The sequence below is a fragment of the Phyllobacterium sp. genome, from assembly GCF_037994425.1.
GTDB lineage: Bacteria > Pseudomonadota > Alphaproteobacteria > Rhizobiales > Rhizobiaceae > Phyllobacterium.
Genome location: NZ_JBBNAM010000151.1, coordinates 1 through 26,455, shown reverse-complemented (window position 1 = coordinate 26,455; position 26,455 = coordinate 1). Strand labels below are relative to the sequence as shown.

Genomic DNA, 26,455 nt, shown 5'->3' with positions numbered 1-26,455 from the left:
GCCTTATTTCCAGTGCAACTCTCATTTAGCGACACCGATTCTAACACAGAATGTGGCACAAAGTTGCGAAAGAAATTGCACCCTTACCGACTGGTGGCTCCCTTTACTTGCCTTGCGGGCAAAAATCAATGGCGGAGCCCCTCTGCGCCTTCGAGAAAATGCCCGCTTTGTGGGGGCACTTACCCTTCTTTCTCTACTCGCGATTGCGAGGTGACAACGAATTGGAACTATGCAAGTCTGGATTCGTGGGGTTCTGAGACAGGTGATGTCCGCGTCGCCCAAGCCGGGTGTACGACACATCCGGTTGAGGCACTCCACGTGAGCGTTGAATTCTGACTTTGCTTAACTAGACCCGATCGTCCGATGAATTGCAGTGACAGCCGCTCCAACCGGCTGATTTGTCTGGAAATTCATCCTGCGTGGCCGTTCGGTGTCGGATTGTCTTGGAGGCCTGCCCTTGTCACGAACGTTCATCTCCGCCGCTAAGCTCGGCCTTGCCGCTATTTTATTTGCCACCGCGGCATCGGCACAAGACGCCGCCGCCCCGCCTCCTCCACCCGTATCGGTTGCAAAACCCATCGTCCGCGATGTGATCGACGCCGATGAGTTCATTGGCCGGTTCGACGCCGTCGATCAGGTTGCGGTGCGCTCTCGCGTGTCGGGCTATCTCGATACTGTCCATTTCAAGGACGGCGCTCTGGTCAAGAAGGGCGATCCGCTCTTCACGATCGACCAGAGGCCCTTCCAAACCGCCCTCGACCAGGCGCAGGCGGCGCTCGAGGTTGCCAAGACGACCTTGACCTACGCGGAAGCGCAGTACAAGCGTACTGAATCGCTGACCGGAAGCGGAACCTTGTCGGTCTCGACGCTCGACGACCAGCGCCGCGCCTATCTTGCCGGCCAGGCCAGCGTACGCGGCGCGGAAGCGGCGGTCGCCCAGGCAAAGCTCGATATGATGTATACCGAAATTACCGCTCCGCAGGACGGACGCATCGACCGCAGGCTGATCTCCGTCGGCAACCTCGTCAATGCGAATGACACCATCCTGACAACGATCGTCTCGCTCGATCCCATTGATTTCTATTTCGACGTCGACGAGCGCAATCTGCTCGCCTATGCGCGTTCAGCGCGCGAGCGTGGCAGCGACCTGCAGGAAGGTGGCGGCGGACTTGAGGTGACGGTCCGACTGACCGACTCCAAGGAACCACCGGTAAAGGGCAAACTGGATTTCTCCGAAAACCGGCTTGACGCCCAGACGGGCACCATGCGCGTGCGGGCTCGTTTCGCCAACCCGGATTTCGTATTGCAGCCCGGACTTTTCGGCCGTGTCGAGGTATCGGCCTCGAACGTATATAAGGGTATCCTCGTTCCGGATGATGCTATCGGTGCCGACCAGAACGAGCGCATCGTCTACGTGGTCAGCGAAGATGGCACGGTTACGCCAAAGCCAGTCCGCGTCGGGCCGAAGCAATATGGCTATCGCATCATCCGCGAAGGCATGACCGGGGATGAAACCATTGTCGTCAACGGGCTGATGCGCATTCGCCCGGGCGTCAAGGTCAAGCCCGAACTCATAACCTTACCGCCCGAAGCCAATGCGCCGGGGGTCGGCCAATGAGATTCGCGCATTTCTTTGTCGACAGGCCGATCTTCGCATCCGTCCTGTCGATCGTTCTATTGATCGTCGGTGGCATCGCCTACACCCAGTTGCCGGTTGCCCAGTATCCGGAGATCGCGCCGCCGACGATTGTGGTGCGCACCTCTTATCCCGGTGCGGATGCGCAAACGATTGCCGACACGGTAGCCACGCCGATCGAGCAGGAAGTCAACGGCGTCGAGAACATGCTCTACATGTCCTCCTATTCCACCGCCGACGGATCGATGGCGCTGACGATCACCTTCAAGCTCGGCACGGATCTCGACCAGGCGCAGGTGCTGGTTCAGAACCGTGTTTCGATCGCCGAACCGCGCTTGCCCGAAGAAGTGCGGCGTCTCGGCGTGACCACGACGAAAAGTTCGCCTGACCTGATGATGGTCATTCACGTGCTTTCGCCGAATAATCGCTACGACCAACTCTACGTGTCCAACTACGCGCGCACCCGCATTCGCGACGTGCTGCTGCGGCTTGACGGTGTCGGCGATCTCACAATCTTCGGCGAACGCGAATATTCGCTGCGCATATGGCTCGATCCGCAGAAGCTCGCCGCCTACGGCATGACAGCGAGCGACGTCGTCCAGTCGCTGCGCGATCAAAACGTGCAGGTTTCCGGCGGGTCGATCGGCGGTCCGCCGACATCCGGCAACAATGCCTTCCAGTACACCGTGACGACGGAAGGACGTTTCAGCGACGCGAGACAATTCCGTTATGTCATTGTCAAGGCTACGGATACCGGGCGCCTTGTACAGCTCCAGGACGTCGCGCGCATCGAACTCGGCGCCAAGGACTACGTGACCAACAGCTACCTCGACGGCAGTCCGGCCGTGGCGCTCGGCATATTCAGCCGGCCCGGCACCAACGCCCTGGCTACCTCGGAAACCATCCAGGAGACGATGAAGGATCTCGCCAAGGATTTTCCCGACGGGCTGACCTACAATATCGTCTATAATCCGACCGAGTTCATCTCGGAATCGATCAACGAGGTCTATAAGACGATCATCGAAGCGGTCATTCTTGTTGCGCTTGTCGTCCTCGTTTTCCTGCAATCCTGGCGTACGGCGATCATCCCGATCGTCGCAATTCCGGTTTCCTTGATCGGAACGCTCGCCGTCCTCCTTGCCTTCGGCTTCTCCCTCAACATGTTGACGCTTTTCGGCCTCGTCCTTGCCATCGGCATCGTCGTGGATGATGCCATCGTGGTTGTCGAGAACGTCGAACGCAATCTGGCGTCCGGCATGTCTCCAAAACAGGCCGCTCACGTCACGATGGACGAAGTCGGAACCGCGGTTGTCGCCATTTCACTGGTGCTGATTGCCGTGTTCGTGCCCACCGCTTTCATTCCCGGTATTTCGGGGCAGTTCTATCTTCAGTTTGCAATCACGATCGCCGTTGCTACCGCGATTTCGGCGTTGAATTCATTGACGCTTTCCCCGGCTCTCGCGGCAATCGTACTGCGTCCGCACAGCCATGCCCATTCGCGAAATCCGGTTGCGCGTGCCGGCCGCTTCCTTGCCAATGGTTTCAATACCGGCTTCGACAAGATGGCGCATGGCTATTCGTGGGTCATTCGCCATCTGGTCGGTTCGACCGTCGGTCTTCTGGCGTCGCTGTTGGTCTTTGTTGGTCTGCTCGTCGCCACATGGTACATGGCCAATATCGTTCCGCGCGGTTTCATTCCCACGATGGATCAGGGCTATGCCATCGTCGTCGTCCAACTTCCGGACGGTGCGTCGCTGGAACGTACGGACGCGGTCATCAAGCGTGCTTCGGATATCGTCCGAAGCGTTCCCGGTGTGAGCCATGCGGTTGCCTTTGCCGGCTTCAGCGGTGCGACCTTCACCAATGCGTCGAATGCGGGCGTCGTCTTCGCCCCATTCAAATCGTTCGAGGAACGGCTTCCGCAGGGCCAGACGGCACAGTCCATCATCGGCCAATTGTTCGCCAAGATGCAGAGCATCCAGGAAGCCTTCATCATCGCCGTGCCGCCGCCCTCAATCCGTGGTATCGGCAATTCGGGCGGCTTCAAGATGCAAATTCTCGACCGCGACAATCCCGATATGCGCCGCATCCTCCCCCTTGCCTACCAGATGATGGCGGAGGCCAACAAGACGCCCGGCCTTACCGGCGTCTTCACCACCTTCTCAGCGTCGAGCCCGCAATACTTCCTTGAGATCGATCGCGACAAGGCGCGCGCGCTGAACGTGCCGATCCCCAACATCTTCGAAACGCTGTCCATCAATCTCGGCACATCCTATGTCAATGATTTCAATGCGTTCGGGCGCGTTTATCAAGTCCGGGCGCAGGCGGACCAACAGTACCGTGTCGACCGGGCTGACATTCTTGCGTTAAAGGTGCGCTCCGCAACGGGCGCGCTTGTCCCCCTCGGAACTTTGATCGAGATCAGGGACACGACTGGCCCGTCGCTGGTGCAGCGCTACAATATGTACGTGTCCGTGCCCCTGCAGGGTAACCCGGCACCGGGCGTTTCCACCGGCGACGCACTGGACAAGATGGAAGCGCTGGCGGCGAACACGTTGCCGCCCGGTACGACCTTCAACTGGACCGAGTTGGCGTTCCAGGAGCGCAGTACCGGCAATACGGCAATATATATCTTCGGGCTGTCGGTGGTGTTCGTCTTCCTGGCGCTCTCTGCCCAGTATGAAAGCTGGATCCTGCCCTTGGCGATCATCCTGATCGTTCCGCTCGCCGTGCTCGCAGCGCTGATAGGCGTGCATCTGCGTGGCATGGACAACAATATCCTGACCCAGATCGGGCTTGTGGTGCTGATTGGCCTTGCGGCAAAGAACGCGATCCTGATCGTCGAGTTCGCCCGCCAGCATCAGGACGATGGTGCGACGCCGGTCGAAGCCGCCATCGAGGCGAGCCGCCTGCGCCTGCGTCCCATCCTGATGACGGCGTTTGCGTTCATCTTTGGTGTGGTTCCGCTGATGATCGCAACAGGGCCAGGTGCGGAAATGCGTCAGTCGCTGGGTACGGCCGTGTTCTCCGGCATGCTCGGCGTCACATTCTTCGGGCTGTTCCTGACCCCGGTCTTCTACGTTGCCCTCCGTTCATTCGGGCGCAAGCGCAAACCGGTGGTCGAGGCTCCGGCGCGAGGCTTTTAGCCACGCGCTCAACTCCGGCAGCCAAGAACCGTCTTGCCTTAGAGGTCAGCCGGCACCAAACTAGGTGCTGAGGGCTGGCCCCCAATAACTCATGCGGAGCAAGAGATGATCATCACCGAAATGTCGCGGCGGGAAATCAAGGAACTGCTGTCCCGGGCCAGCATCGGCCGGCTTGCCTGCGCCAAGGACAATCAGCCCTACATCGTCCCGCTTCGCTTCGTCTATAATTCTGTCTACCTTTACTCCTTTACCACGGAGGGACAGAAAGTCGAATGGATGCGCGACAATCACAAGGTCTGCGTGGAATTCGATGAGATCGATGCGACCAATAGCTGGCTGAGCGTGGTCGTTACCGGCAGGTTCGAGGAAATGACAAAGGAACATGGTGCCGAACGGAACATGGCGCATGAACTGTTGAACAAGAAGGCTGAATGGTGGGAACCCGGCTATGTGAGGACGGTCATTCGCGACCAGGAGCGCCCGCTCGATCCGGTATATTTCCGCATCGCCATCACCGAAACAACGGGCCACAAGGCCGTCAAGGCGCATTAAGCAAAACGTGACAACGTTAATTTGCCGGCGTCACAGAATGTGAAGGCAGCCTTCCTATTGATGCAACCAACGTTACCCTGAATCGTTGTACAATCGAGGGGTTAACCAAAAGGAGCACCGCAATGGGAGGAACTTCAAATCAGCATTTCGTGCGCAGGATGCCGACTGCTTCCGATCATCTTATCGACACTATCAAGAAGGCAACACCCAAGCCGAAATTCAATCCGGAACGATTGTCAGATATCTTGAAGCGTTCGAAGGGCGCGTTTTCAATAACAAAAAGCAAGCCATCGAAGTAGGAATACCAGGAAATGTAAGCTGATTGCGAACGCGCCACGCGTTACTGTGCGTGGTGCGGATGGAGGGGCGCTTCCGTCGAAACCATACCGGCAACTGAAATTCCTATTTCCGCTCCAATTCAATGCCTTACGCTTGCATCGTCATTCAGGCTGTTACGAGCGTTTGTACCAGAGGTGTCCAGAATCTGTACCACTTCTAGGTCCATACGTGGTTGCCGATAAAACCGTCAGTCATGTTCTCGGGTTCTTCAAGGGTTTAATGCTAGGGCTTTTAGTTCCTTGCGCGCCGTTCCGAATGTACCGAGTTGGTACACCGATGCACCAACAGGCGAGAAGGTGAAGGCCCCGAATGGTTGCGCCAACAACTGATCGAGATACGCCGCGTTACCGACACCAATTGTGACGTGCGGGTTGAATTTCTCCCCTGCCGCGACCGTCGTGAAGTTAGCGACATACTCGATCAACGATTTCTGGATATCCGTGCCGCCCTCGTTGCTCACGAAGGCTGCGGGCATTCCGTTCTTTGTCATAAACGGTGCAATCGCCTCGATCAGTTGGTCCTGCAGTTGGCGCAGCTGCGACGTCGGTTCAACGACAATTCCGCCAAGGCCAAGCTTGTCATCGGGAATGTAGTAGTACTTGATCGCATTCAGCTTCCATCCCGTGGGCTGCGCAGCGGCCAGAACATTGTTGGCCGCCGCATATATCTTGTCGAGATCGGCGGTGACGACGAACTGCTGCAGCATCGTAACGTGCGGATGGTGCGTATCATCCAGCGCGAAGCCCTGTGGGAAATCCTTGAGCAAAAGCGCGTTAGCGGCTTTCGCATGTTGGATCATCGTGGCGTCGGGTTCGAGCGCAATGTCGATGGCAGTTACCGCGTTGTCGTCGGCTTGGGACGTTTGGGCAAAGCCCATGAGGCCCGCTGCGCAGACCAGCAGCGCGGCCAGGAACTTCAGAGGTTCGGACATTGGGATGCTCCCATTTTAGGTGGAGTCAGAGCACATGTCACCGTCATTGCTGTGATGAAGCCCTGCTCACCCAACCTCAATCCTACTATCTGATGGGCCGAATAGCTACCGGCCTACCTTCATCTGGGAACAGGTCCGCCAGTCCGATGACTGCTGTTCCACGACGTCGATGTATTTACGGCAATGGTGTCGGCTAAAAGCTCTCGTTGTAGTGGCTCATCGCGTTCGCCGTAGACCGGTTGTGCAGGATTGATCCCCAATTTGACCACTCTGCCATAGGCTTCCCGAAAGTCGTCCAGTGCGGGGGCTTTTTTCACGTAGTCCAAGGTCAGTCTCGTCATGGGTGGGGTCCATTCTTGTACCTGCGCTTGTACCAGAACGACGAGTTAGCTTAAGGATTACAGTAGGATAAGGCCTTCACAGCCGTTGTTGGTGCGGATGGAGGGACTCGAACCCCCACGGTCTCCCGCCAGAACCTAAATCTGGTGCGTCTACCAATTTCGCCACATCCGCAGATGGAGGCGTTGCCGCACCCCAAGCGCCGGTCTCTATAGCATCGTCATTTCTGGCGTCAAAGGAAAAAGGCTGCGCGCCAACAGCATTGTTTTAAGGCCGGTACCACGACCCGGTCTCCAAGGTCCCCTTGCCTGCCTATCAGTATGCGGGCTCCTCGTAGAGCACTTCGCCATTGTTTTTCAGAGCGCGTATCTGCGCGTCTCCTGAAGGCGATACTGCGATGACCGCCTCGATCCTACGCTCGCGCTGCTGATCTTCGATCACCCGCCCCTCGCCCTCCGGCACGTAATAGCGCTCGATGCCATATTGAATCCGCAGATCGTGATAAATGGCGGCATTTGCATATCCGGCAGTGCGGCCGCGCAACTGTATTTCGCCCGTCTCCAGGTTCTCACGCTTCTGCCAGGACGCGGTTCCAACGCCCCAACTGCCATCATCGGCCTGCTTTACAGTCACATAGATATCCGCGAGTCCGGTCGTCGCCGGCGGTGTACCTGTCACCTTGCTTGCCTCGATAGTGGAGATGCCGTAGCCAAGCGTGACATAGTCGCCGCGCAGAAAGTCGTGCGGATCGACTGGCTCCGTAAGAAGCGTGATATTCGTGCCATTGCGCAGGATCGAAGCGCGTTCGGCAACCATGGCGTAGAGGGCGCCCGACTGAAGGACCGCGACGACCGCCCCCATCCACACCAAGCGATTCATCTTGGAAATCATGCCGTTGCTTCCCTTTTCGGATTCTTCCTTTGAAGTCTGCGCTCCATTCTGACGACAAAGGCCGCGAGCAACAAAACCAGTATGCCAGCGCTCAGGAAGAAGCCCGCCGTGCCTATCATTGTTCCGATCGTCTGGAATGCCAGATAAAGCACCTCGAGCGAGAAGACCGTATAGGCGCTCCAGCGTACCGCGAGGTTACGGTGGCCAGAAAGCGCAAGGCCAGCGATTGAGCACCCCAGAATGGCAAAGCCGATGATTACCTGATTGGTGACCCCTTCGCTGAATTCGTCGAACTGAAAGACGAGGGCGATATTCAGCATGACAAAGCCGTATCCTCCGATCGCCTCGCTCCAGCCCGTCAGGCGCTGGGTTGTTCTGCTGCGCAAAGCGTCGACAAGGAACAGCGCTGCACCGAGGAGAGCCGCGACCCAAAGGATAGCGCCGTTGTCGAGATCGAACCGCACGACGAACACATAAGTGATCAGCAGGATGGCGATGAAGTGCCGCGCTGCCTGCGCTTTCGTATACCAGACAAGGCCCGCGCAGATGAGAGCAAGCACTGGTACCAGCCAGAGATAGCTCCACCGGTCGGAGGCGACAGGTTCGAGCGAAGCGAAAAGATAGAAGCCGCTGATGGCAACGCTTGTCGAGGTCAGCACCCTGGACCGCAGGAACAGTGCAGCGACCATTGTTCCTGCCACCCAGAGGAGTGCTGCGTCGGAGGTATCGCCGGACAGGTGATACATCTGGCCGACAAGGGCGATGCCGGCGCCGAATGTTATGGCGGCGATCAAGTAGAGCGCTTCGCTGAAGATCCTGTCGCCCAGACTCGCTCGCCAGGCGCCGCCCACATAGCCCAGGAAGATGACCGACACGATCAGTCCGAGGCGGACAAGACGTGGCATTAACTCCCAATTGGCCGCGATGAGCGAAACAATCGCCGCACCGAGCAAAACAGCTCCCAGGACCGCAAGGATACCGCCGAGTCCGAGACCGTGCCCCCTGCCGTCGATGTCCTTGCGCAAGCGCTCCGCAGTTGTCTCATCGATCAGGCCGTCTCGCTGCCAGCGCGCAATTTGTTTCTTTACGCCAATGGATATCGCCACGGTCTGCTCCTGAATCGCTCTCGCGAGTCTAGTCGCAATTGTGGTGCGAATCCACGCCCTGCCGCAATGGTGACATTTGTGCGACGCAACAATTAAGATCGATTAATGTTGCAATGCAACAATTGCATAGCTGATCTGCAATCTTGGCTCTGCAAATTCGGAGAGGGTTCTACTATCTTCCACTCAACGATCAAGAGTGATCAAGCAAACAACAACCGAAGTGGTGATTGAAATGAACCTTATCCGCTCCTACAGCAACTGGCGTCGTTATCGCGACACGGTTTCCGAATTGAACCGCCTGTCGACCCGCGAACTCAGCGACCTCGGCATTGCCCGTTCGGACATCCCGTACGTCGCCAAGAAGTCCGCAGTACGCTAATCGCATACAAGAATATCGCCGGAGCTTATCCTCCTCCCAAAAGCTCCCGCGATCAAAGGCCGATACTCTTCCTCCCAATCGGCCTTTACAAAACGGCACCCACCGCACCTCCTCCCGCGGTGGGTGTTGTTGTTTCTGGGCCTTCCTGGCACATCCCTGTTAGCGAACGCCGCCGTAACCCCTGCTCTTCCATTCTGCCAAGGTCATGACATCCGGCGGGCCACCACCCGGCTCGTACCATGAGTCAACCACCCAAAGCGTTCCGCTGGCGTCCTTCAAAACGGCGGTGAAATGTGGATAGCGTCCGTCGATGAAGCTTCCACGCGAAACCCGGCGCACGACCGTGTGAAATCGCAACGGGCCGGCATCCTGAAGATAGCGCAGGAAATGGTCGGTGTTGGTTGACTCGTCGACACAATCCATTTGCCCACGCTCACGGCCCTTGCCGAAATCCATCTTGGGCCGGTCGACGACGCCGATCACCCGCGTATTGCGGCGCTCGAACACTTGAACGGCCCCGCGTATGGCTGCGCGCTCGGCTTCAGGAGAGTTGCTTCCTGCCGCCATGATCGAAGCAATGCGCGAACGGTCGGCGCCCGTGAGCGTCACCTTCGTCTTGAAATAGCAGCCATAACCGTGGCAGACGCTGAAGGTTTGCGCCTGGGCGACAGAAATTGGACTGCAGATGAGGGCGAAAAGGAGATATTTGAGAACGGATCGGGAGAAGATGATCTGCATGCGAAGAGACTAACAATAGTCGTCGTTGAAGCCTATCATTTTGCATAATATGGTTGCTGCGATAATTCTTGGCTCGCAACCGCCTTCGCCTCGTCCTAATTGATGCGGGCTTCAATGCCATCGATACTGCGGATGCCTCTTCACGCTGGGTGCCGGGCAATGAGGGGGGCGAGTCCGAAACGATCATCGGTGAATGGATGAAATCGCGCAAGAACCGCGACAAAGTTGTGATCGTCACCAAGGTCGGTTCCGACATGGGCCAAGGCAGGAAGGATCTTTCGCCAGCTTATGTCGCCAAGGCCGCCGAAGCATCCCTGCGGCAATTACAGGTGGATACGATCGACCTCTACCTTTCCCATTGGCCCGACCCCGAAACACCCTACGAGGCGACACTCGGAGCCTACGCAACGCTCCTGAAGGCCGGCAAGATAAAATCGGCCGGCGCCTCCAATCTCGATGCCGAACAATTGCGTGCCGCGCTCGATGTTTCGAAGGATGAAAGCCTGCCGCGCTACGATGTGCTGCAGCCGGAGTACAATCTCTATGACCGCAACAGCTACGACGGACGGCTCCGCGACCTATGCATCGCCGAAGACATTGGCGTTATCACCTATTTCAGCCTCGCCAGGGGATTCCTTTCCGGCAAATATCGCGGTGAAGCCGACCTTGGCAAAAGCGCGCGCGGCGGCGGCATCAAGGATTACCTCAACCCGCGCGGTTTTCGCATCCTTGCTGCCCTCGACGACATAGCCGCCAAGCACAAGGCGAAACCTGCGGAAATCGCCCTCGCCTGGATCATGCAGCGTGAGGGCGTGACGGCTCCGATTGCGAGCGCGACGTCGCTGGGACAGTTGGAGAGCCTTATCAGAGCCGCGTCGCTCACCCTTTCACGTGACGACGTTGTCGACCTCGACAAAGCCAGCGCCTGAGCAACTTGACAGCGGGCCGCCGCATTCGCTCTGCGGCGGCTTTTGCGCATTGATGAGGACTGACAAAGCGTTTATTGGAAAGTCCATGTTGATTAAACCTGTACACATCATTGGCGGCGGTCTCGCCGGTTCCGAAGCCTCTTGGCAACTGGCGCAAGCCGGCGTGCCGGTAATCCTGCATGAGATGCGCCCCGTGCGCGGCACGGACGCGCATAAGACGCATGGCCTTGCTGAGCTCGTCTGCTCAAACTCGTTCCGATCCGACGATGCCGAGACCAACGCGGTTGGCGTTCTCCATGCCGAAATGCGGCTTGGCAACTCCCTGATTATGGCCGCGGCCGACGCCCACCAGGTACCTGCCGGGAGCGCGCTCGCCGTCGACCGTGAGGGCTTTTCGGAAAAAGTAACCGCAACGCTCGAGGCGCATCCGCTCATAAAGATTGAACGCGAGGAAATCACCGGCTTGCCACCGCAAGACTGGGACAAGGTCATCATCGCGACAGGCCCGCTGACCGCGCCTTCGCTCGCCGAGGCGATCGGCCGGGAGACCAGTGCCGATGCCCTCGCCTTTTTTGATGCCATTGCGCCGATCGTGCATTTCGACGCGATCGACATGAACGTCTGCTGGTTCCAGTCGCGTTACGATAAGGTTGGGCCGGGTGGTACCGGCAAGGACTATATCAATTGCCCGATGACGAAGGAGCAGTATGAAGCCTTCGTGCAGGCGCTGATTGACGGCGAAAAAACCGAGTTCAAGCAATGGGAAGGCACACCCTATTTCGACGGTTGCCTGCCCATCGAGATCATGGCCGAACGGGGGCCAGAGACCCTGCGCCACGGTCCGATGAAGCCAATGGGGCTCACGAATGCACACAATCCGACAGTGAAGGCATATGCTGTTGTTCAGTTGCGCCAGGACAATGCTCTCGGCACGCTGTACAACATGGTCGGCTTTCAGACCAAGCTGAAGTATGGCGCGCAGACCGAGATATTTCGGATGATCCCCGGCCTCGAGAATGCAGAATTTGCCCGCCTAGGCGGGCTGCATCGCAATACGTACCTGAATTCACCGGTACTCCTTGACCCGACACTGCAGCTCAAAAGCCGGCCTGGCTTGCGCTTTGCCGGCCAGATCACCGGATGCGAGGGCTACGTGGAATCTGCCGCCATCGGTCTCCTTGCCGGCCGCTTTGCCGCCGCCGAGCGGCTTGGCCATCCCGTCACGCCGCCTCCGCCGACAACCGCTTTCGGCGCACTGCTCGGGCACATCACTGGCGGCCATATCGTTACCGAGGAGGAACCAGGCAAGCGCTCCTTCCAGCCGATGAATGTTAACTACGGCCTATTCCCGCCGATCGAGGCGCCAAAGGCCGAAGGCAAGCGGCTGCGCGGCAAGGAAAAATCAAATACCAAGAAGCGCGCGATGAGTGCCCGCGCCCTCGCCGATTGCCGCGCATGGTTGGGATTGCCGGCGATTGCCGAAGCGGCGGAGTGAAGAGCTATCCGCGCAACCTAGCTGATCGAAGCGCGCAGCATGGCCCACTGACGGCGCAGCGGCGAAATATTCGCAACTTCGTTTGCGGCATCCACGCCTTTTGCTTTCAGCTTTTTCAGGTAGATTGGCGTAAGCCTTGCTGGCAAATAGGCCGGACGCAGGCTGACGGGTAGTTCCTTCGTACCCGCTTCAAACTTTGCCAAATGGTCTTCTGCAAGCGCAATCATGGCGGCGACTGCCCGTGCGATCGCTTCTCTATCCTTGCCGTCGAGGAGGTTTTGTGGGCTGCAACCGACGGCCGCAAGAATATCGGCCGGAACGTAAATCTGGCCGCGTCGCCTATGCAGTGGCAAAAGCCGCAGCAAGCCGGCAATCGCCTGGGCGACACCGGCATGTCCGGCTACATCGGCATGCGTCGGAGCGGCATCCTCATCCAGCACCAGTGACGCCAACTGGATCAAAGCCGACGCGGTCTCGCCACAATAGCCCTCGAGGTCGTTCCGGCTCGGCATCGGATCATCATAGAGGTCGAATATGCGCGCTTCGCAATAGTTGTCGAACGCGTGCCTTGGGAGATCGAATGTGTTGATCGTATCGAGGAGGGCAGCTGCAACGGGATTGGCGGAGGCCGCCCCATGCTCGGTTCCATTGATCAGATCACGCCACCATTGCAGGCGCACCTCGCCGGGTAACGGATCGTGAATGAGGTCGCGAATGCGGGCGATCTCCGCATTGAAGGCGTAGAGGGAAGCGAGCGCGCTTCGCTTCGCCTGCGGTGCATAGAGAATCGATACATGGCGATCCGGATCCGCATCACGCAAGAATTGCATGCAGTAGGTTTCATTGGCGTTCATCGCGCTGCAGAAGCCTAGTCGACCGCGATCAAGGCAGCCGCCACCGCCCGATCCTCGGCTAGCAGGACGTTATATGTCCGCACTGCCGCTCCCGTACTCATCGGATCAGCGGAAATGCGGTGTTTGCGCAACGCGTCGCGCAGTTCCTGCGGCAATCGGCGCAGCTCCGATCCGGTGCCAACCAGAAGGATCTCGATATCGTCCGCTTGCTCGATGACGAGCGACAGGTCCGCGACAGTCAGGGCAGGCGGGGCTTTCGGCTCCCAGCCATGAATGCCCGACGGAAGGCATAGGATCGAACCGCGATGGGACATGTCGGAAAAGCGAAAGCCGCCATTGCCATAGGCATCGATCGGCGCGCGCCCCGGAAAGTGGGCGTCCCGGATTTCAATGCCCTTAGCCAACTCCTTAAACTCCGTTCTGCTCAGAGGTTGTCGCCGCCGCTGAATCGTCGATCACATCGCGACCCTTAAGGCCAAACAGCATCAGAAGCGGCCCGGCAACGAAAATCGAGGAATAGGTTGCAACGACGATACCAACTGCGATGGTCAACGCGAATGATCTTACATCTTCACCGCCATAGATGTAGAGCATGATGAGGGCGAGAAACGTGGCCAGCGATGTCAGGATCGTGCGCGACAGGGTCTGATTGATCGACGCATCGAGTATAGCGGAAAGGGACATCGCATTGCCATGCCGCCTGAGGTTTTCGCGTACGCGGTCGTAGATGACCACCGTATCGTTGAGCGAATAGCCGACGATGGCAAGCAGCGCCGCGATGCTCCAGAGATTGAATTCCATCTGGAAGATCACGAACATACCGACAATGAGAACCACATCGTGAATCGTGGCAAGGATCGCGCCGAGCGCGAAATGCCACTCGAACCGGAACCAGACATAGGCAAGGATCGCGACCAGCGAAAGGACCACCGCTAGCGCGCCCGCCTGCGACAAACCACTCGAAACGGATGGACCGATCACGTCGACCCGGCGGAAATCATAATCGTCCTGCAGTTCGCCGCGGATCTTGACGCCTACGGTCTGCTCGGCATTTTCGCCCTCGCCCTGGCTGCCGACGGTTATCAAGGCGCGGTCGTCCGATTTGAACGGTTCGATCTTGACCTCGCCGATATTCAGATCGTCGAGCCGGCTGTAGACGTCGTCGAGGTCGATCGGCCCCTGGCGCGACTGGATTTCGACCATTGTGCCGCCCTTGAAATCGATACCGAAATTCATGCCGACGATTGCGAAAAGCACGATCGCAGCAATGCTCGACAGGGCAGAAAAACCGAGCGTTAGCCCGCGCAGCTTCATGAAGGGAATTCTAGTATCGTTCGGCACAAGCTTGAGCGGCGCGCCGGGCACTTCCTTCGGCTTCGAACGCTGCACCCACATCGATATGAGCCAGCGGGTCAAAGTAAAGGTTGTGAAAAGCGTCGTGACGATTCCGATGGTGACCGTCAGCGCGAAGCCATGCACAGGGCCGCTACCGAGGATAAAGAGGACCAGTGCGGCAATCAGGGTGGTGACATTGGCGTCGACGATCGTCGCAAGCGCCCGGGAGAAACCGGAGTCGATGGCCTGGATCACCGAAAAGCCTGCCCGGCGGTCTTCGCGGATGCGCTCGTAAATAAGAACGTTCGAATCCACCGCCATGCCGATGGTCAGCACGATACCAGCAACGCCGGCAAGCGTCAGCGGCGCGCCGAAAAGCGTCAGCACGGCAAGGATGAGGAGCACGTTGACCACAAGCGCCACGCTGGCAATGACACCGAGGAAACCATAGGTGAGCAGCATGAACAGGATGACGAGTGCTGCGCCGATAAGCGCGGCGATCTTGCCGGAAGTCACGGCCGCGGCGCCAAGGTCAGTGCCGATAGTGCGCTCTTCGATCACCGTCACATCGGTTGGCAAGGCCCCTGCCCGCATGACGAGCGCAAGATTGCTTGCACCGGAGAGGTCGAAATTACCCGTGATCTGCCCGGTATTGCCGGGGATTGCCTCGCTGATGAGTGGAGCGGAGAGGACCTGATTGTCGAGCACGATCGCGAATGATTGACCGACATTGGCCTTGGTCGCCTTGGAAAAACGGTCGGCACCGATGCTGTCGAGCCGGAACGTCACAACGGGCTCCTGCGACGCGGTATCAATGCCGGCCTGCGCATCGACGAAGTTCTTGTTGGATACCAGCGGCTCGGTCTTTACAAGATAGGGAACTGGCGGATCGTCGAAGGAGTAGACGATCTCATCGCCTTCAGGCGGGGTTCCATCGACCGCCTGCTGTACAGGCACCGACGAGTCCACCATCTGGAAACTGAGCTCGCCAGTCAGGCTCAAAATGTCCTTGAGCAGCTGTGAATCGTAAAGGCCCGGCACTTCGACTAGGATACGTCCGTTGCGCTGCCCCTCGACATTGGGGTTGGTATATCCGAGCTCGCTCAAACGGCGGGTCAGGACCCCCATCGTTGCTTCGGTATCTGGAAGATGGTCCTTGTCGACCTGAAGGCCGATACGTGACCCGCCTTCGAGATCGAGGCCGAGCGCAAGCTGTTTCTTGGGCAGCCAGTCCGGAAGCTTTACAAGCTGATCCTGCGTAAAGAGATTGGGAAGCACCAATACAACGGCTGCCAGAACGACGGCCCAAATGAGTACGGTCTTCCAGCGGCTGAAATAGAGCATACGGCAATAACCTTCGGCATAGAATCAACAGGGCGGCTCGATGGCCGCCCCGTAACTATGCCTTATTTCTTGTTATCGGCAACCGGTTCGCCCTTGACCCGCACATCCGCCACCATGCCGCGCAAGACGCGCGCCTTGACGCCCTCGCCGATCTCGACGTCGAGTTCGCCCGTATCCTCGTAAACCTTGATGACCTTGGCAATGAACCCGCCGCCAGTAATGATCGTGTCGCCGCGCCTGATGGCCTTCAACTGCTCCTCGCGCTTTTTGGCCGCCGTGCGCTGCGGACGGATGATCAGGAAATACATGATCACGAAGATGAGGATGAATGGCAGAATGCTCATGAGCATTTCCGGTGCGCCGCCGGCACCCGTCGCCTGTGCATATGCAGGAGTTACGAACATTGAGACAAACCTCCAGAGAAGACCTATTTTGATTATACCAGAGCCAGCGCAATACAATGTTTGCGCTGGCAAAAGCAACCTTACAAAACCGTGAGTGCCGCTTTTCGATTTATCGTCAACATGATAGTTGCAAGTGCGCAGATAAAACAAAGGCTTGATGAGAATGTCACGGGAATTGCTGACGGATAAACTTGATCGCTTGATTGACGTGCTCGAGCGCATGGCTCCGCCCGAGCCGCAGCCGGTCGATCTCGATGTCGCCGACTGTTTCGTATGGAATCCGGACCACCTGGCCTTCGATCCTGTCAGCAAGGTCAACCGTGTCGACATCTCGCTGATCCGCGGTGTCGACAATGTCCGTGATATCCTTTTCGACAATACCAGGCGCTTTGCCGAGGGCTTTCAGGCCAACAATGTCCTTCTGTGGGGCGCGCGCGGCATGGGCAAATCTTCGCTCGTCAAGGCGGTGCATGCCTCCGTCAATGCGGCCTCCGGCGAGGCAGGCCATCCACTCAAGCTTGTCGAAATTCACCGCGAGGACATAGGCAGTCTCCCCGCTCTCATGGCAGCCATCAAGGATACGGACTACCGCTTCATCCTGTTCTGCGACGACCTTTCCTTCGACCATGACGACACATCCTATAAGTCGCTGAAGGCGGCACTTGAAGGCGGCGTCGAAGGCAGGCCTGACAATGTCATTTTCTATGCGACGTCCAACCGGCGGCATCTGCTGCCGCGCGACATGATCGAGAATGAGCGTTCCACAGCCATCAATCCCTCGGAGGCCGTGGAGGAAAAAGTATCCCTGTCAGACCGCTTCGGTCTCTGGCTTGGCTTTCACAAATGCAGCCAGGATGACTATCTTGCCATGATCGACGGTTACGCGGCACATTTTGACCTTGCGGTGAAAAAGGAACATCTCCATGCCGAGGCGCTCGAGTGGTCGACGACGCGCGGATCGCGTTCGGGTCGCGTTGCCTGGCAATTCACGCAGGATCTCGCCGGACGCCTCGGCAAAAAGCTCTAACGTGCGGCAGGGATTCAGCCTGCCGCCTTGTCCAACGCTTCTTCGGCCCATTGGTTGAGGCTTTTACCGGCTCGCTCTGCGGCAAGCGCAGCACGGCGATGTACTTCCGGCTTCACCCTGAACATCATCTTACCGGAAAATGGCTTTTGGGGCTCCTTGCCGATCTTGGCACACGTCTCAATATAGTCATCAACGGCTTCGTGAAATGCCGCCTTCAGATCAGCCACCGTATCGGCATGAAAACCAACGCCATCCGTGATGTCAGCAATTTTACCGAAGAAGATTTCATCCTCGTCATCGTATTCGATACGCGCTGTATAGTTCTTATAGTGCATGACATTCATGGTTTTATTCCAATTCTATCTAGAAAGGATCGCACGGCGCGCACCTGATAACGCTTGGCTTCCTTGGAGGGATGGGGCCTATGGAAGCTTTCCACCTCTCCATCTTTTTCAAATTTCACACGGGAACCACTACCCTCGATCGTTTTTGCGCCCACACTGATGAGCAAACGTTCAATATCTGACCATGCAATGGAACCGGAAACTGGGTCGACGAAGACTGCGATCAAGGTCTTCCTGTGCCTGCTATTCACAAAAATCCTTTATCAAATATACGATCTGCAAGCATCAATTGCTAGCATAATAAGGGGTATGAAAACAAAAGCCCGCGACATGCGCGGGCTTTTCCATTTGTTCGTCCAGTACGATCAGGACTCGAGGAATTTCGTCGGATCGACTGGCGTCGAATTCTTGCGAACCTCGAAATGCAGCTTGGGCTGGGTAGCGTTGCCGGTCATGCCGGACTTGCCAAGTTCTTCGCCGCGTTTAACCTTCTGGCCACGCTGCACGTTGAGCTTGCTGGCGTTTCCGTAAACAGTTACGAGCCCGTTGTCATGGCGCACGAGGACGGTGTTGCCGAATTCCTTCAACCCGTCGCCCGAGTAGATGACGACGCCATTTTCAGCGGCCTTGATCGGTGTGCCTTCCGGTACGGAGATGTCGATGCCATCGCTTCCCTTGCCATAGTTGGCAACGACGCGGCCGCGTACCGGCCAGCGCATACCGGAGACGCCGGTAGCGGAAGGTGCAGCCGCCACATCTTTCTCAGCGTCGTCGATAACCTTTTCGCTCGCCTGCGGCGGCGTATAGGGCTTGGCCTGACCGTCCGGCTGGGCGGAAACGGCCGCTCCCGGTGCGGCTGCAGTCTGCGGCGCGGCATTAGCGACGACCTTCGGCTGCTCTGCAGGCGGGGTCGATGCGGTCTTGACCTGATCGACTGACCCTTTCGCCTTCATGTTATTAGCGACATTCTGCGCAAGCGAACCGCTCGAAGGCGGAATGATCAAGGATTGGCCGATGCGGACCGTACCGGTCGTCATATTGTTGGCCTGCTTGATGGCATCAACATTCGCGCCGGTTTTCCGCGAAATCGCATGCAGCGTATCACCGCTTTGTACGATATACGAACCGTTGTTATTAGCCGGCGTTGTATTTTTGGTTGTAGAGGCGGGCTGTGCTGTCTTTACCTGCGGCGCTTGCGGCAACACGGCAACACTGTTTGCAGAATTATGGGCTGGCTGGGCAGGCATGCGTGCTTCACGTCCGTCGGGAGTCTTCAAGGTGTTTGTACTGGAGCCAAGGGGCGCCGCCTTCATGGGCTGGACCGGCTCGGCGGATGCCATCTGCTGGCCGCGCGTCGGGGCGCTAGCAACCGGTGGAAGCGCCGGACGCGCCGGCTGTGAGGATACCGGCGGCAGGGCCGATGTGCTTGCCGCACCAACCGGTGGCAGGCTGCCACGCTGGACTTTGCCGCTGCCGACCGAAGCAGTCTGCGTCGAATCGACTGGTGGCGTATAGGGCTGCGGCCCGTTGTTCTGCGCCATGATCGAACGCTGGTTGTCGCTATAGCCGGAGCTGAAGTCGGCGCTGGTGAAGCGCTGCACGCCGGAGCTGCAACCTGCAGCCAATCCAGCAACCGTAAGAATAGCGGCATTTAGAGCCAGCCGCCGTGACGCTTTGTCTAATGTACTCAAACGCATCGCATGTCCCGCCCGTACTCAATACAAGAATATTGGCACCATTAGATCGCGTTAATGTTACCCGACGGTTAAAGTGCTCATAAAATTTGCGAAAAATTCACCAAACCCGTAAACGGTTGCGCCTTCCCCGGCAACATCGAGGTTGTGCACTGCGAACGGCGCAGGACCAATGCTACGGAACAGGAACTGTGCCGGGTGTGGTCAGAGGGCCGCAGCGACGCCTTCGATCAACGGCAGGAAACGCACCGACATCAAGTCCTGGCGCTCGAAACGGCTGCCGATCTTGGAGAGCCGAGCCATGACCTGCCTACCTTCGACCGCCCCGATCGGCGCGATCATCACGCCGTTCGAAGAAAGAAGGTCGACGAACTGGCGCGGCAAGCTCTCAAACGATCCCCAGACGACAATCCGGTCGAACGGACCGTCATTGACAAGGCCGTGCCTGCCGTCGGCATGCTTGATAAAGGTGTTTTCGATTTTCAGGGCCTGCAGCCGCTGCTGTGCAAGGTCGGCGAGCGTTTTGTACCGTTCAAGCGTCAGGACCCGTCCCGAGAGGCGCGCCATGACAGCTGCGGTAAAGCCCGTCCCGGTCCCGATTTCCAGGACGCGGTGCGTCGGCTCGAGGTCGAGCGACTTGATCAGTTGTGCCTGAAGGTCAAGCCCTTCCATGACCTCGCCACACTCGATCGGCAGCATGCCTTGGCCGTAGGCTACAGTGCCGAGGTTGCCATTGACGAACGCCATGCGTGGTGTCGCCTCGAACGCGCCGAGCAGCCGCTGGTCCGTAATTCCTTGCGAGCGCATGCGCAGGACGAATGCGGCAAATCCTTCCCGTTCAGAAAGCGCAGGCTTCATGCGAAGGCATCCTCCAGCGCAGCCCGCGTTTCATGCGCGGTAAGGTCGAGCTGCAGGGGAGTTATCGAAATGAAGTTCTTGCGGATCGCCGCCACATCGCTGTTCTCGGCAGGCACATCCTTGCCGCGACCGTAACGTAGCCAGTAATAGGGGAGACCGCGACCGTCGTGGCGCTCTTCGATGGCCAGCCCGTGTGAAAGCTTGCCCTGCACGGTCACCCGGGTTCCGGCGATATCGGCAGCATCGCAGCTAGGGAAGTTGACGTTGACGAGTACGCCCTTGGGCAATTCGACGGCGAGCAATTTCTTCAAAAGCGCGGGCGCACGTGCCTCGACGACCTCCCACGGCAGGACGCGCGCGCTGCCGTCGAGATTGTATTCCTGCGAGAGGGCAATCGACTTGATGCCAAGGAGCGTGCCTTCGATTGCGCCTGCGACAGTACCCGAATAAGTAACGTCGTCAGCCATGTTCGAGCCGGAATTGACTCCCGAAAGGATCAGGTCTGGCGGTTGGGGCATCAGATGCTTCACGCCCATGATCACGCAATCGGTCGGCGTTCCGCGCAGTGCGAAATGGCGCTCGTCGATCCGGCGCAGACGTAGTGGATTGGAAAGCGTGAGCGAGTGCGCAAGGCCACTCTGGTCGGTCTCCGGCGCAATTACCCAGATATCGTCTGAAAGCGATCGGGCGATGCGCTCAAGCACACTCAGACCTTCCGCATGAATTCCATCATCGTTGGTCAGAAGTATGCGCATCGCCCTACCCTTGTTGTTAAGCGGCTCTTTCGATCCGTGTCAGCCCACCCATATAGGGCAAGAGTGCTTGAGGAACCGTAACGCTGCCGTCCTCATTCTGGTAATTTTCGACAACGGCGATAAGCGCGCGTCCGACCGCGACACCGGATCCGTTGAGCGTGTGGACGAAGCGCGTCGACTTCTCACCCTCGGGACGGTAGCGCGCATTCATGCGGCGTGCCTGGAAATCGCCGCAGACGGAGCAGCTCGAAATCTCGCGATAGGTCTTCTGGCCCGGCAGCCAGACCTCGATATCGTAAGTCTTCTGGGCGCCGAAGCCCATGTCGCCTGTGCAGAGCGTCACGGTGCGGAAGGAAAGATCGAGCCGCTTCAGGACTTCCTCGGCGCACGACGTCATCCGCTCGTGTTCCTCAACGGAGCGATCCGCATCGGTGATCGATACCAGTTCCACCTTCATGAACTGGTGCTGGCGCAGCATGCCGCGCGTGTCGCGCCCGGCGGATCCCGCTTCCGAGCGGAAGCAAGCGGTCAGCGCGGTCATGCGGATCGGCAGCTCTCGTATGTCGAGGATTTCCTCGCGCACCAGATTGGTCAGCGGTACTTCGGCGGTCGGAATGAGATAGCGTCCATCCGTTGTCTGGAACAGATCCTCGGCAAATTTCGGCAGCTGTCCGGTACCGTACAGAACCTCGTCATTGACGAGCAACGGCGGGCTCACTTCCGTATAACCGTGCTCCTTCGTATGGAGGTCGAGCATGAACTGTCCAAGCGCCCGCTCGAGCCGTGCAAGCTGGCTTTTCAGAACCGTGAAGCGACTGCCCGATAGGCGCGCCGCGCGCTCGAAATCCATATAGCCGAGTTGTTCGCCGATTTCGAAATGCTCTTTCGGCTCGAACGCGAAATTCTTCAACTGGCCAATACGATGGACTTCGACATTGTGAGATTCGTCTTTGCCAACAGGTACGCTGTCGAGCGGAATGTTCGGCAGTACCGACAGCGCTTCGTTGAGCGTGCGGTCGAACTGCCGCTCTTCCTCTTCTGCCGACTGCAAGAACAGCTTGATCTCAGCGACCTCGCCCTTGAGACGCTCCGCTGTCGCCAGGTCCTTGGCGCCCATGGCCTTGCCGATCTCCTTGGAGGCGGCGTTCCGGCGCTCCTGCGCCTCCTGCAGCTTGGCAATGTGCTGGCGGCGCTTTTCGTCGAGCTCGATCAGGCGGGACGATGCCGGCTCGTTGCCCCGTTTGGCCAGAGCTGCGTCAAGCGCTTGCGGATTCTCGCGGATCCATTTGATGTCGAGCATGGGAGTAAAGCCGTCTTGGATGTATTGAATTGGCATGTGGGCACAAAGGCCCGGCGAAATCGGAGACCGTCAGGAAGAGATTTCGCTTGAGCCCGATTGCGCTTCGGCATCGGCCGCCGCACGCTTCTTCTCGACCAGACGCACCATCCAGATGGAAATCTCGTAGAGAATGATCGTCGGGAGCGCAAGACCGATCTGGCTGACCGGGTCCGGCGGGGTAATCACCGCGGCAACTATGAAGGCGATGACGATGGCGTATTTGCGCTTCGATTTCATGCCATCATAGCCGACGAGACCGACGCGGGCGAGAAGCGTCGCGATGACCGGAAGCTGGAACACGAGGCCGAATGCGAAAATCAGCGTCATGATTAGGCTGAGATATTCGGAAACCTTGGGCAAAAGCGAGATCTGTACTTCTCCGGCGACGCCCTGCTGCTGCATGGCGAGGAAGAACCACATCACCATTGGCGTGAAGAAGAAATAAACGAGCGCTCCCCCCATGAGGAAGAGAATCGGCGATGCAATAAGAAACGGCAGGAACGCCATGCGTTCATTGCGGTAGAGGCCGGGCGCGACGAATTTGTAGATCTGAGAGGCAATCACCGGGAACGCCAGCACAAGTCCGCCGAACATTGCGATCTTGACCTGCGTGAAGAAGAACTCCTGTGGCGCCGTGTAGATCAACTGCGCCTTGGCCGGATCGAAACCCGCCCAGCCCACGGCCCATTGATAAGGAATAACGAGAAGATTGAAGAGTTGCTTGCCGAAGTGGAAGCATCCGAGGAACGCAACGAAAAAAGCCAAGAGGGCCCAGATCAGGCGTCGACGCAATTCTATGAGGTGCTCGATCAGCGGTGCCGAGCTCTTGTCGATGTCGTCGTCGTACTTGTTCAAGATGGTGTCCCCGTATCGCCGGTCTTGGCGCGCGGCTTGGATGCCCTTTTTGCGGGTGCCTTGGCAGGCTTGGCCTCAGTCATCTTGGCTGCAGCGGGCTTTTCACTGGGAGCCCTCGCTTCGGCGGCCTTTTCCGTCGTCGCTTTCGCCTTCCTGGCAGCAACTTTCTTCGCTGGCGCTTCGGTCTTTGCCTTTGTCTCGACGACTGTATTCGCCGCAGCAGTCTGCGTTGCGGCCGGCAGCGGTTCCATCACCTGGGGCTGAAGTTGTACTGCGCCGGGCGCACTGGGATCGGGTACAGCTACGTTATCCTTGGCGGTAGCCGCCACATCCTTGAGACTTGAGCGAATATCTTCACCGATCGTCCGCACAGGATCGAAGACCTTGCGGATGTCGCTACGGGGATCAAGGCTCTTGGCGTCGTTGATGATGTCGCGGACATCATCAAGCTCAGCCTCTTTGAGAGCCTCATCGAACTGGCGGCGAAACTCCCCCGCCGTCGCGCGGAATTTCGCGGTCGCCTTGCCAAAGGCGCGCAGCATCTTCGGCAAATCCTTCGGACCGACCACCACGATCAGGACGATCACGATAACCAGGATTTCCGACCAACCAACTTCAAACATTCAACATGCTCCAGGGCGGCAAATGTGCCGCGCCCATGACAAGGCTAATCATTGCCAATCAAGACTTGGTCGTCTTTTCCTTGACTGAGTTCACAGGCTGGCCGGTCTGGTTGTCGATCGTCTTTGAGCTGTCGGCAGTGGCCTCGTCGTCGTCGCTCATGCCGCTCTTGAAATTCTTGATGCCCTTGGCAACATCGCCCATGAGTTCAGGAATCTTGCCGCGCCCGAACAGAAGAAGCACGACTGCAAGCACGATAAGCCAGTGCCAGATTGAAAAACTACCCATATTTTCCTCACATTCGCCCAATGGTTCGGGCTGATCTATGCCTTTTCCCCGTGCTTTTCAAACACTAGAGCTGCTTGCTCTTTCACATTCATGTAAGCGACACGCAAGGCCCAAGTTGAAAACCCGCACAAAATCTTGCGCGAAGGGTTGTTTAAGCCACATTATCCTTAAGTCGAAAGCTTGTCTCAATCATGTTCGACGCGTGGCGTCAAAAGACCAAGCTCTTCGAGATCGATGTCCGTCAACGGATCTTCGTCATCGGTCAATTCATCCGGATCATTGGTAGGGACCGGAACGGAGAAATTCACGGGCATACGCGGCGAGAGCAGGCCAGCCCCGCGCAATTCGTCAATGCCGGGCAGATCGCGCACCTCTTGCAGACCGAAATGATCGAGGAACGATGCCGTCGTGCCATAGGTAATTGGCCGTCCGGGAGTGCGCCTGCGGCCACGAAACTTGATCCAACCCGTCTCCATCAGGACATCAAGGGTCCCTTTCGAAGTCTCGACGCCGCGGATGTCTTCCAATTCCGCGCGTGTCACCGGCTGGTGGTAAGCGATGATGGCGAGAACTTCGAGCGCCGCGCGCGACAGTTTCTTCTGCTGCACCGCTTCGCGGTTCATCAGGAAGGCGAGGTCCGCGGCGGTGCGAAACGCCCAGGCGCCACCGACCTGACGCAGGTTGATCCCACGCTTTGAATAGAATTCCTGCAACTCGCCGAGGAGTGCCGGGACATCGACCCCGGACGGCAGACGCTCCTGCAACGCCCTCTCTGTAACTGGCTCAGCCGATGCGAAAAGAATGGCTTCCACCATGCGCAGGGCTTCGGAAACGCCTACCCGGGCCGTCCAGCTTTCGCCCGGCTCAATCATGTCCTCGTCGTCAATGGCGTCGCGAATGTTGTCAGCCATTGACGACATCCTCCGTCGGCTCGAAATAAGGTTCGATCGCCTTGGCTGGCCTGTTACGCAGGTAAATCGGATCGAAGGCGGCTGTCTGGCGAATTTCAAGGTGGCCTTCGCGCACCATTTCGAGAGTTGCGGCAAAGGAACTCGCAATAGCGGTTACCCGTTCCGCCGGCGAGACGATGTATTCAAGCAGATACTGATCGAGCGCGGTCCAGTCCTTCGTCTCACCGACGAGGCGCATGAGGATTTCACGCGCATCCTTGAGCGACCAGACGGTGCGCCGGGCAATCTGAACCTGCGACACTGCCCGCTTCTGCCGTTGCGATGCATAGGCGGTCAGGAGCTCGTAAAGTGTCGCCGCATAGGTATTTGTCTGGTCGACGATAACGGCCTCAGGCATGCCGCGCGCAAAGATATCGCGTCCGAGGCGCGGGCGATTGACGAGCTTCATCGCGGCATCGCGCATCGCCTCGAGCCGCTTCAGCCTGAATTGGAGGGTAGCCGCAAGTTCCTCGCCGCTTTCGCCATCATCGCCAGGCGACTTCGGTATCAGCAGCTTGGATTTCAGATAGGCGAGCCAGGCTGCCATCACGAGGTAATCGGCTGCGAGCTCAAGCCGCAACGCTTGGGCCTGGCGAATAAAGATCAGATACTGTTCGACAAGGGCGAGCACCGAAATACGTGCGAGATCGACGCGCTGGTTGCGCGCCAGATGCAGCAATAGATCGAGTGGACCTTCGAAACCCTTGATATCAATGACAAGCAAGGGTTCGCTGACGCCGCGATCGGACGGACTTTCCCAAAGCGCCTCCATGGGCGCTCCGCTGTTGCCGTTTAACTTCTGTTCCGTCGCCGCCAAGGGTCTCTCACGTTTCTATGCCACCGCCTCGAAATAGCGCTGGAATTCTTCCCGGAGTTCCTCCTCGTTGGAGGTATCCGGCTGCTTCTTGAATTTGATCGCACGCATTGCCCGCTCGAACGCCTTGCCTTCGAGCTCCGGTGTACACGCCGCAACCGCGCGCATCTGATCCATGATGCCATGGCAATGAAGCACGATATCGAGTCCGGCGGCAAAGATTGCTTTGGTGCGATCGAAATAATCCCCAGAAAGTGCATTCATGGAGATGTCGTCGCTCATGAGCAGCCCATCGAAACCGATATGGTCGCGAATGACCTCCTCCACCACCTTGCCGGAGGTGGTTGCGGGGCTCTTCGGGTCTATCGCTGAAAAGATCACATGCGCACTCATCGCCATCGGCAGGTCCGCAAGCGCGCGGAACGGCGCGAAATCATGCTCGGCAAGCTCGTCGAACGGCGTCGCAACCGTCGGCAACTCGTGATGCGTATC

General features: G+C 58.1%; 27 protein-coding genes and 1 tRNA gene. 7 read left to right on the top strand and 21 right to left on the bottom strand.

All coding sequences use genetic code 11. The features are described from left to right. Positions 1 to 502 precede the first annotated feature (502 nt). From AAAB35_RS10790 to AAAB35_RS10780, 3 genes are all read left to right on the top strand, one after another. On the top strand, positions 503 to 1,618 hold the full coding sequence (locus AAAB35_RS10790; protein ID WP_340668286.1) for an efflux RND transporter periplasmic adaptor subunit: 1,116 nt from the start codon (positions 503 to 505) through the stop codon (positions 1,616 to 1,618). After that, the gene (locus AAAB35_RS10785; protein WP_340668276.1) at positions 1,615 to 4,782 is read left to right on the top strand and encodes a multidrug efflux RND transporter permease subunit; all 3,168 of its coding nucleotides are present in this window, start codon (positions 1,615 to 1,617) and stop codon (positions 4,780 to 4,782) included. Before AAAB35_RS10790 ends, AAAB35_RS10785 begins: the two co-directional genes overlap by 4 nt. Positions 4,783 to 4,887: 105 nt before the next feature. After that, on the top strand, positions 4,888 to 5,334 hold the full coding sequence (locus AAAB35_RS10780) for a pyridoxamine 5'-phosphate oxidase family protein (protein WP_340668275.1): 447 nt from the start codon (positions 4,888 to 4,890) through the stop codon (positions 5,332 to 5,334). Between the two features lie 547 nt (positions 5,335 to 5,881). Here the strand turns inward: AAAB35_RS10780 and AAAB35_RS10775 are convergent. The 4 genes from AAAB35_RS10775 to AAAB35_RS10760 all read right to left on the bottom strand — a co-directional run bounded on the left by AAAB35_RS10775 (position 5,882) and on the right by AAAB35_RS10760 (position 8,940). Beyond that, a complete protein-coding gene (locus tag AAAB35_RS10775; protein ID WP_340668274.1) occupies positions 5,882 to 6,604 on the bottom strand; it encodes a 2'-5' RNA ligase family protein in 723 nt (240 codons plus the stop codon). A gap of 430 nt (positions 6,605 to 7,034) precedes the next feature. After that, positions 7,035 to 7,117, bottom strand: a tRNA-Leu gene (locus tag AAAB35_RS10770). Between the two features lie 141 nt (positions 7,118 to 7,258). Next, on the bottom strand, positions 7,259 to 7,834 hold the full coding sequence (locus tag AAAB35_RS10765; RefSeq protein ID WP_340668273.1) for a GDYXXLXY domain-containing protein: 576 nt from the start codon (positions 7,832 to 7,834) through the stop codon (positions 7,259 to 7,261). Beyond that, positions 7,831 to 8,940, bottom strand: a complete 1,110-nt coding sequence (locus AAAB35_RS10760) for a DUF2157 domain-containing protein (RefSeq protein WP_340668272.1) — start codon at positions 8,938 to 8,940, stop codon at positions 7,831 to 7,833. Before AAAB35_RS10760 ends, AAAB35_RS10765 begins: the two co-directional genes overlap by 4 nt. A 232-nt stretch (positions 8,941 to 9,172) precedes the next feature. On the opposite strand from AAAB35_RS10760, the gene AAAB35_RS10755 reads away from it, so the two are divergent. Beyond that, entirely contained in the window at positions 9,173 to 9,319 is a 147-nt protein-coding gene (locus AAAB35_RS10755; RefSeq protein WP_340668271.1) for a DUF1127 domain-containing protein, read from the top strand. Between the two features lie 159 nt (positions 9,320 to 9,478). On the opposite strand, the gene AAAB35_RS10750 is transcribed toward AAAB35_RS10755, so the two are convergent. After that, the gene (locus AAAB35_RS10750; protein ID WP_340668270.1) at positions 9,479 to 10,057 is read right to left on the bottom strand and encodes a hypothetical protein; all 579 of its coding nucleotides are present in this window, start codon (positions 10,055 to 10,057) and stop codon (positions 9,479 to 9,481) included. A 68-nt stretch (positions 10,058 to 10,125) separates the two neighbouring features. Here AAAB35_RS10750 and AAAB35_RS10745 point away from each other — a divergent pair, with 68 nt between their 5' ends. Continuing rightward, on the top strand, positions 10,126 to 10,986 hold the full coding sequence (locus AAAB35_RS10745; protein ID WP_340668269.1) for an aldo/keto reductase: 861 nt from the start codon (positions 10,126 to 10,128) through the stop codon (positions 10,984 to 10,986). Between the two features lie 85 nt (positions 10,987 to 11,071). Beyond that, entirely contained in the window at positions 11,072 to 12,481 is a 1,410-nt protein-coding gene (gene trmFO / locus AAAB35_RS10740; RefSeq protein ID WP_340668268.1) for a methylenetetrahydrofolate--tRNA-(uracil(54)-C(5))-methyltransferase (FADH(2)-oxidizing) TrmFO, read from the top strand. A gap of 17 nt (positions 12,482 to 12,498) precedes the next feature. On the opposite strand, the gene AAAB35_RS10735 is transcribed toward trmFO, so the two are convergent. The 4 genes from AAAB35_RS10735 to yajC form a co-directional block, all read right to left on the bottom strand. Next, entirely contained in the window at positions 12,499 to 13,335 is an 837-nt protein-coding gene (locus AAAB35_RS10735) for a phytoene/squalene synthase family protein (RefSeq protein ID WP_340668267.1), read from the bottom strand. 14 nt (positions 13,336 to 13,349) lie between these two features. Then, a complete protein-coding gene (locus AAAB35_RS10730) occupies positions 13,350 to 13,739 on the bottom strand; it encodes an Mth938-like domain-containing protein (RefSeq protein WP_340668266.1) in 390 nt (129 codons plus the stop codon). Positions 13,740 to 13,743: 4 nt separating this feature from the next. Beyond that, the gene (gene secD / locus AAAB35_RS10725; RefSeq protein WP_340668265.1) at positions 13,744 to 16,014 is read right to left on the bottom strand and encodes a protein translocase subunit SecD; all 2,271 of its coding nucleotides are present in this window, start codon (positions 16,012 to 16,014) and stop codon (positions 13,744 to 13,746) included. Between the two features lie 62 nt (positions 16,015 to 16,076). Continuing rightward, positions 16,077 to 16,418, bottom strand: coding sequence for a preprotein translocase subunit YajC (gene yajC / locus AAAB35_RS10720; RefSeq protein ID WP_340668264.1), 342 nt, complete (start codon positions 16,416 to 16,418; stop codon positions 16,077 to 16,079). 163 nt (positions 16,419 to 16,581) lie between these two features. Between yajC and AAAB35_RS10715 the strand changes: the two genes are divergently transcribed. Further along, positions 16,582 to 17,445, top strand: coding sequence for an ATP-binding protein (locus AAAB35_RS10715; protein ID WP_340668263.1), 864 nt, complete (start codon positions 16,582 to 16,584; stop codon positions 17,443 to 17,445). A 14-nt stretch (positions 17,446 to 17,459) separates the two neighbouring features. Here the strand turns inward: AAAB35_RS10715 and AAAB35_RS10710 are convergent, their stop codons facing one another. The 12 genes from AAAB35_RS10710 to AAAB35_RS10655 form a co-directional block, all read right to left on the bottom strand. After that, on the bottom strand, positions 17,460 to 17,789 hold the full coding sequence (locus AAAB35_RS10710; RefSeq protein ID WP_340668262.1) for a type II toxin-antitoxin system HicB family antitoxin: 330 nt from the start codon (positions 17,787 to 17,789) through the stop codon (positions 17,460 to 17,462). Next, positions 17,786 to 18,040: a type II toxin-antitoxin system HicA family toxin gene (locus AAAB35_RS10705; RefSeq protein ID WP_340668261.1), complete on the bottom strand. Its 255-nt coding sequence runs from the start codon at positions 18,038 to 18,040 to the stop codon at positions 17,786 to 17,788. Before AAAB35_RS10705 ends, AAAB35_RS10710 begins: the two co-directional genes overlap by 4 nt. Positions 18,041 to 18,154: 114 nt before the next feature. Continuing rightward, a complete protein-coding gene (locus AAAB35_RS10700) occupies positions 18,155 to 19,486 on the bottom strand; it encodes a peptidoglycan DD-metalloendopeptidase family protein (protein WP_340668260.1) in 1,332 nt (443 codons plus the stop codon). 201 nt (positions 19,487 to 19,687) lie between these two features. Beyond that, complete coding sequence (locus AAAB35_RS10695) at positions 19,688 to 20,341, bottom strand: protein-L-isoaspartate(D-aspartate) O-methyltransferase (protein ID WP_340668259.1); 654 nt, start codon at positions 20,339 to 20,341, stop codon at positions 19,688 to 19,690. Continuing rightward, positions 20,338 to 21,096, bottom strand: a complete 759-nt coding sequence (surE, locus tag AAAB35_RS10690; RefSeq protein WP_340668258.1) for a 5'/3'-nucleotidase SurE — start codon at positions 21,094 to 21,096, stop codon at positions 20,338 to 20,340. Before surE ends, AAAB35_RS10695 begins: the two co-directional genes overlap by 4 nt. A 16-nt stretch (positions 21,097 to 21,112) precedes the next feature. Further along, entirely contained in the window at positions 21,113 to 22,396 is a 1,284-nt protein-coding gene (gene serS / locus AAAB35_RS10685) for a serine--tRNA ligase (RefSeq protein ID WP_340668257.1), read from the bottom strand. 69 nt (positions 22,397 to 22,465) lie between these two features. Beyond that, positions 22,466 to 23,290 (bottom strand): twin-arginine translocase subunit TatC, encoded by an 825-nt coding sequence (gene tatC / locus AAAB35_RS10680; RefSeq protein WP_340668256.1) that lies wholly within the window; start codon positions 23,288 to 23,290, stop codon positions 22,466 to 22,468. Beyond that, positions 23,287 to 23,913 (bottom strand): Sec-independent protein translocase protein TatB, encoded by a 627-nt coding sequence (gene tatB, locus AAAB35_RS10675; protein WP_340668255.1) that lies wholly within the window; start codon positions 23,911 to 23,913, stop codon positions 23,287 to 23,289. Before tatB ends, tatC begins: the two co-directional genes overlap by 4 nt. 58 nt (positions 23,914 to 23,971) lie before the next feature. Then, on the bottom strand, positions 23,972 to 24,199 hold the full coding sequence (locus tag AAAB35_RS10670) for a twin-arginine translocase TatA/TatE family subunit (protein ID WP_340668254.1): 228 nt from the start codon (positions 24,197 to 24,199) through the stop codon (positions 23,972 to 23,974). 185 nt (positions 24,200 to 24,384) lie between these two features. Next, positions 24,385 to 25,071 (bottom strand): SMC-Scp complex subunit ScpB, encoded by a 687-nt coding sequence (gene scpB / locus AAAB35_RS10665; protein WP_340668285.1) that lies wholly within the window; start codon positions 25,069 to 25,071, stop codon positions 24,385 to 24,387. Between the two features lie 31 nt (positions 25,072 to 25,102). After that, positions 25,103 to 25,966, bottom strand: a complete 864-nt coding sequence (locus tag AAAB35_RS10660) for a ScpA family protein (protein ID WP_340668253.1) — start codon at positions 25,964 to 25,966, stop codon at positions 25,103 to 25,105. Between the two features lie 15 nt (positions 25,967 to 25,981). After that, positions 25,982 to 26,455, bottom strand: a 474-nt coding sequence (locus AAAB35_RS10655) for a glycoside hydrolase family 3 N-terminal domain-containing protein (RefSeq protein ID WP_340668252.1), incomplete at its 5' end; no start/stop codon positions are given.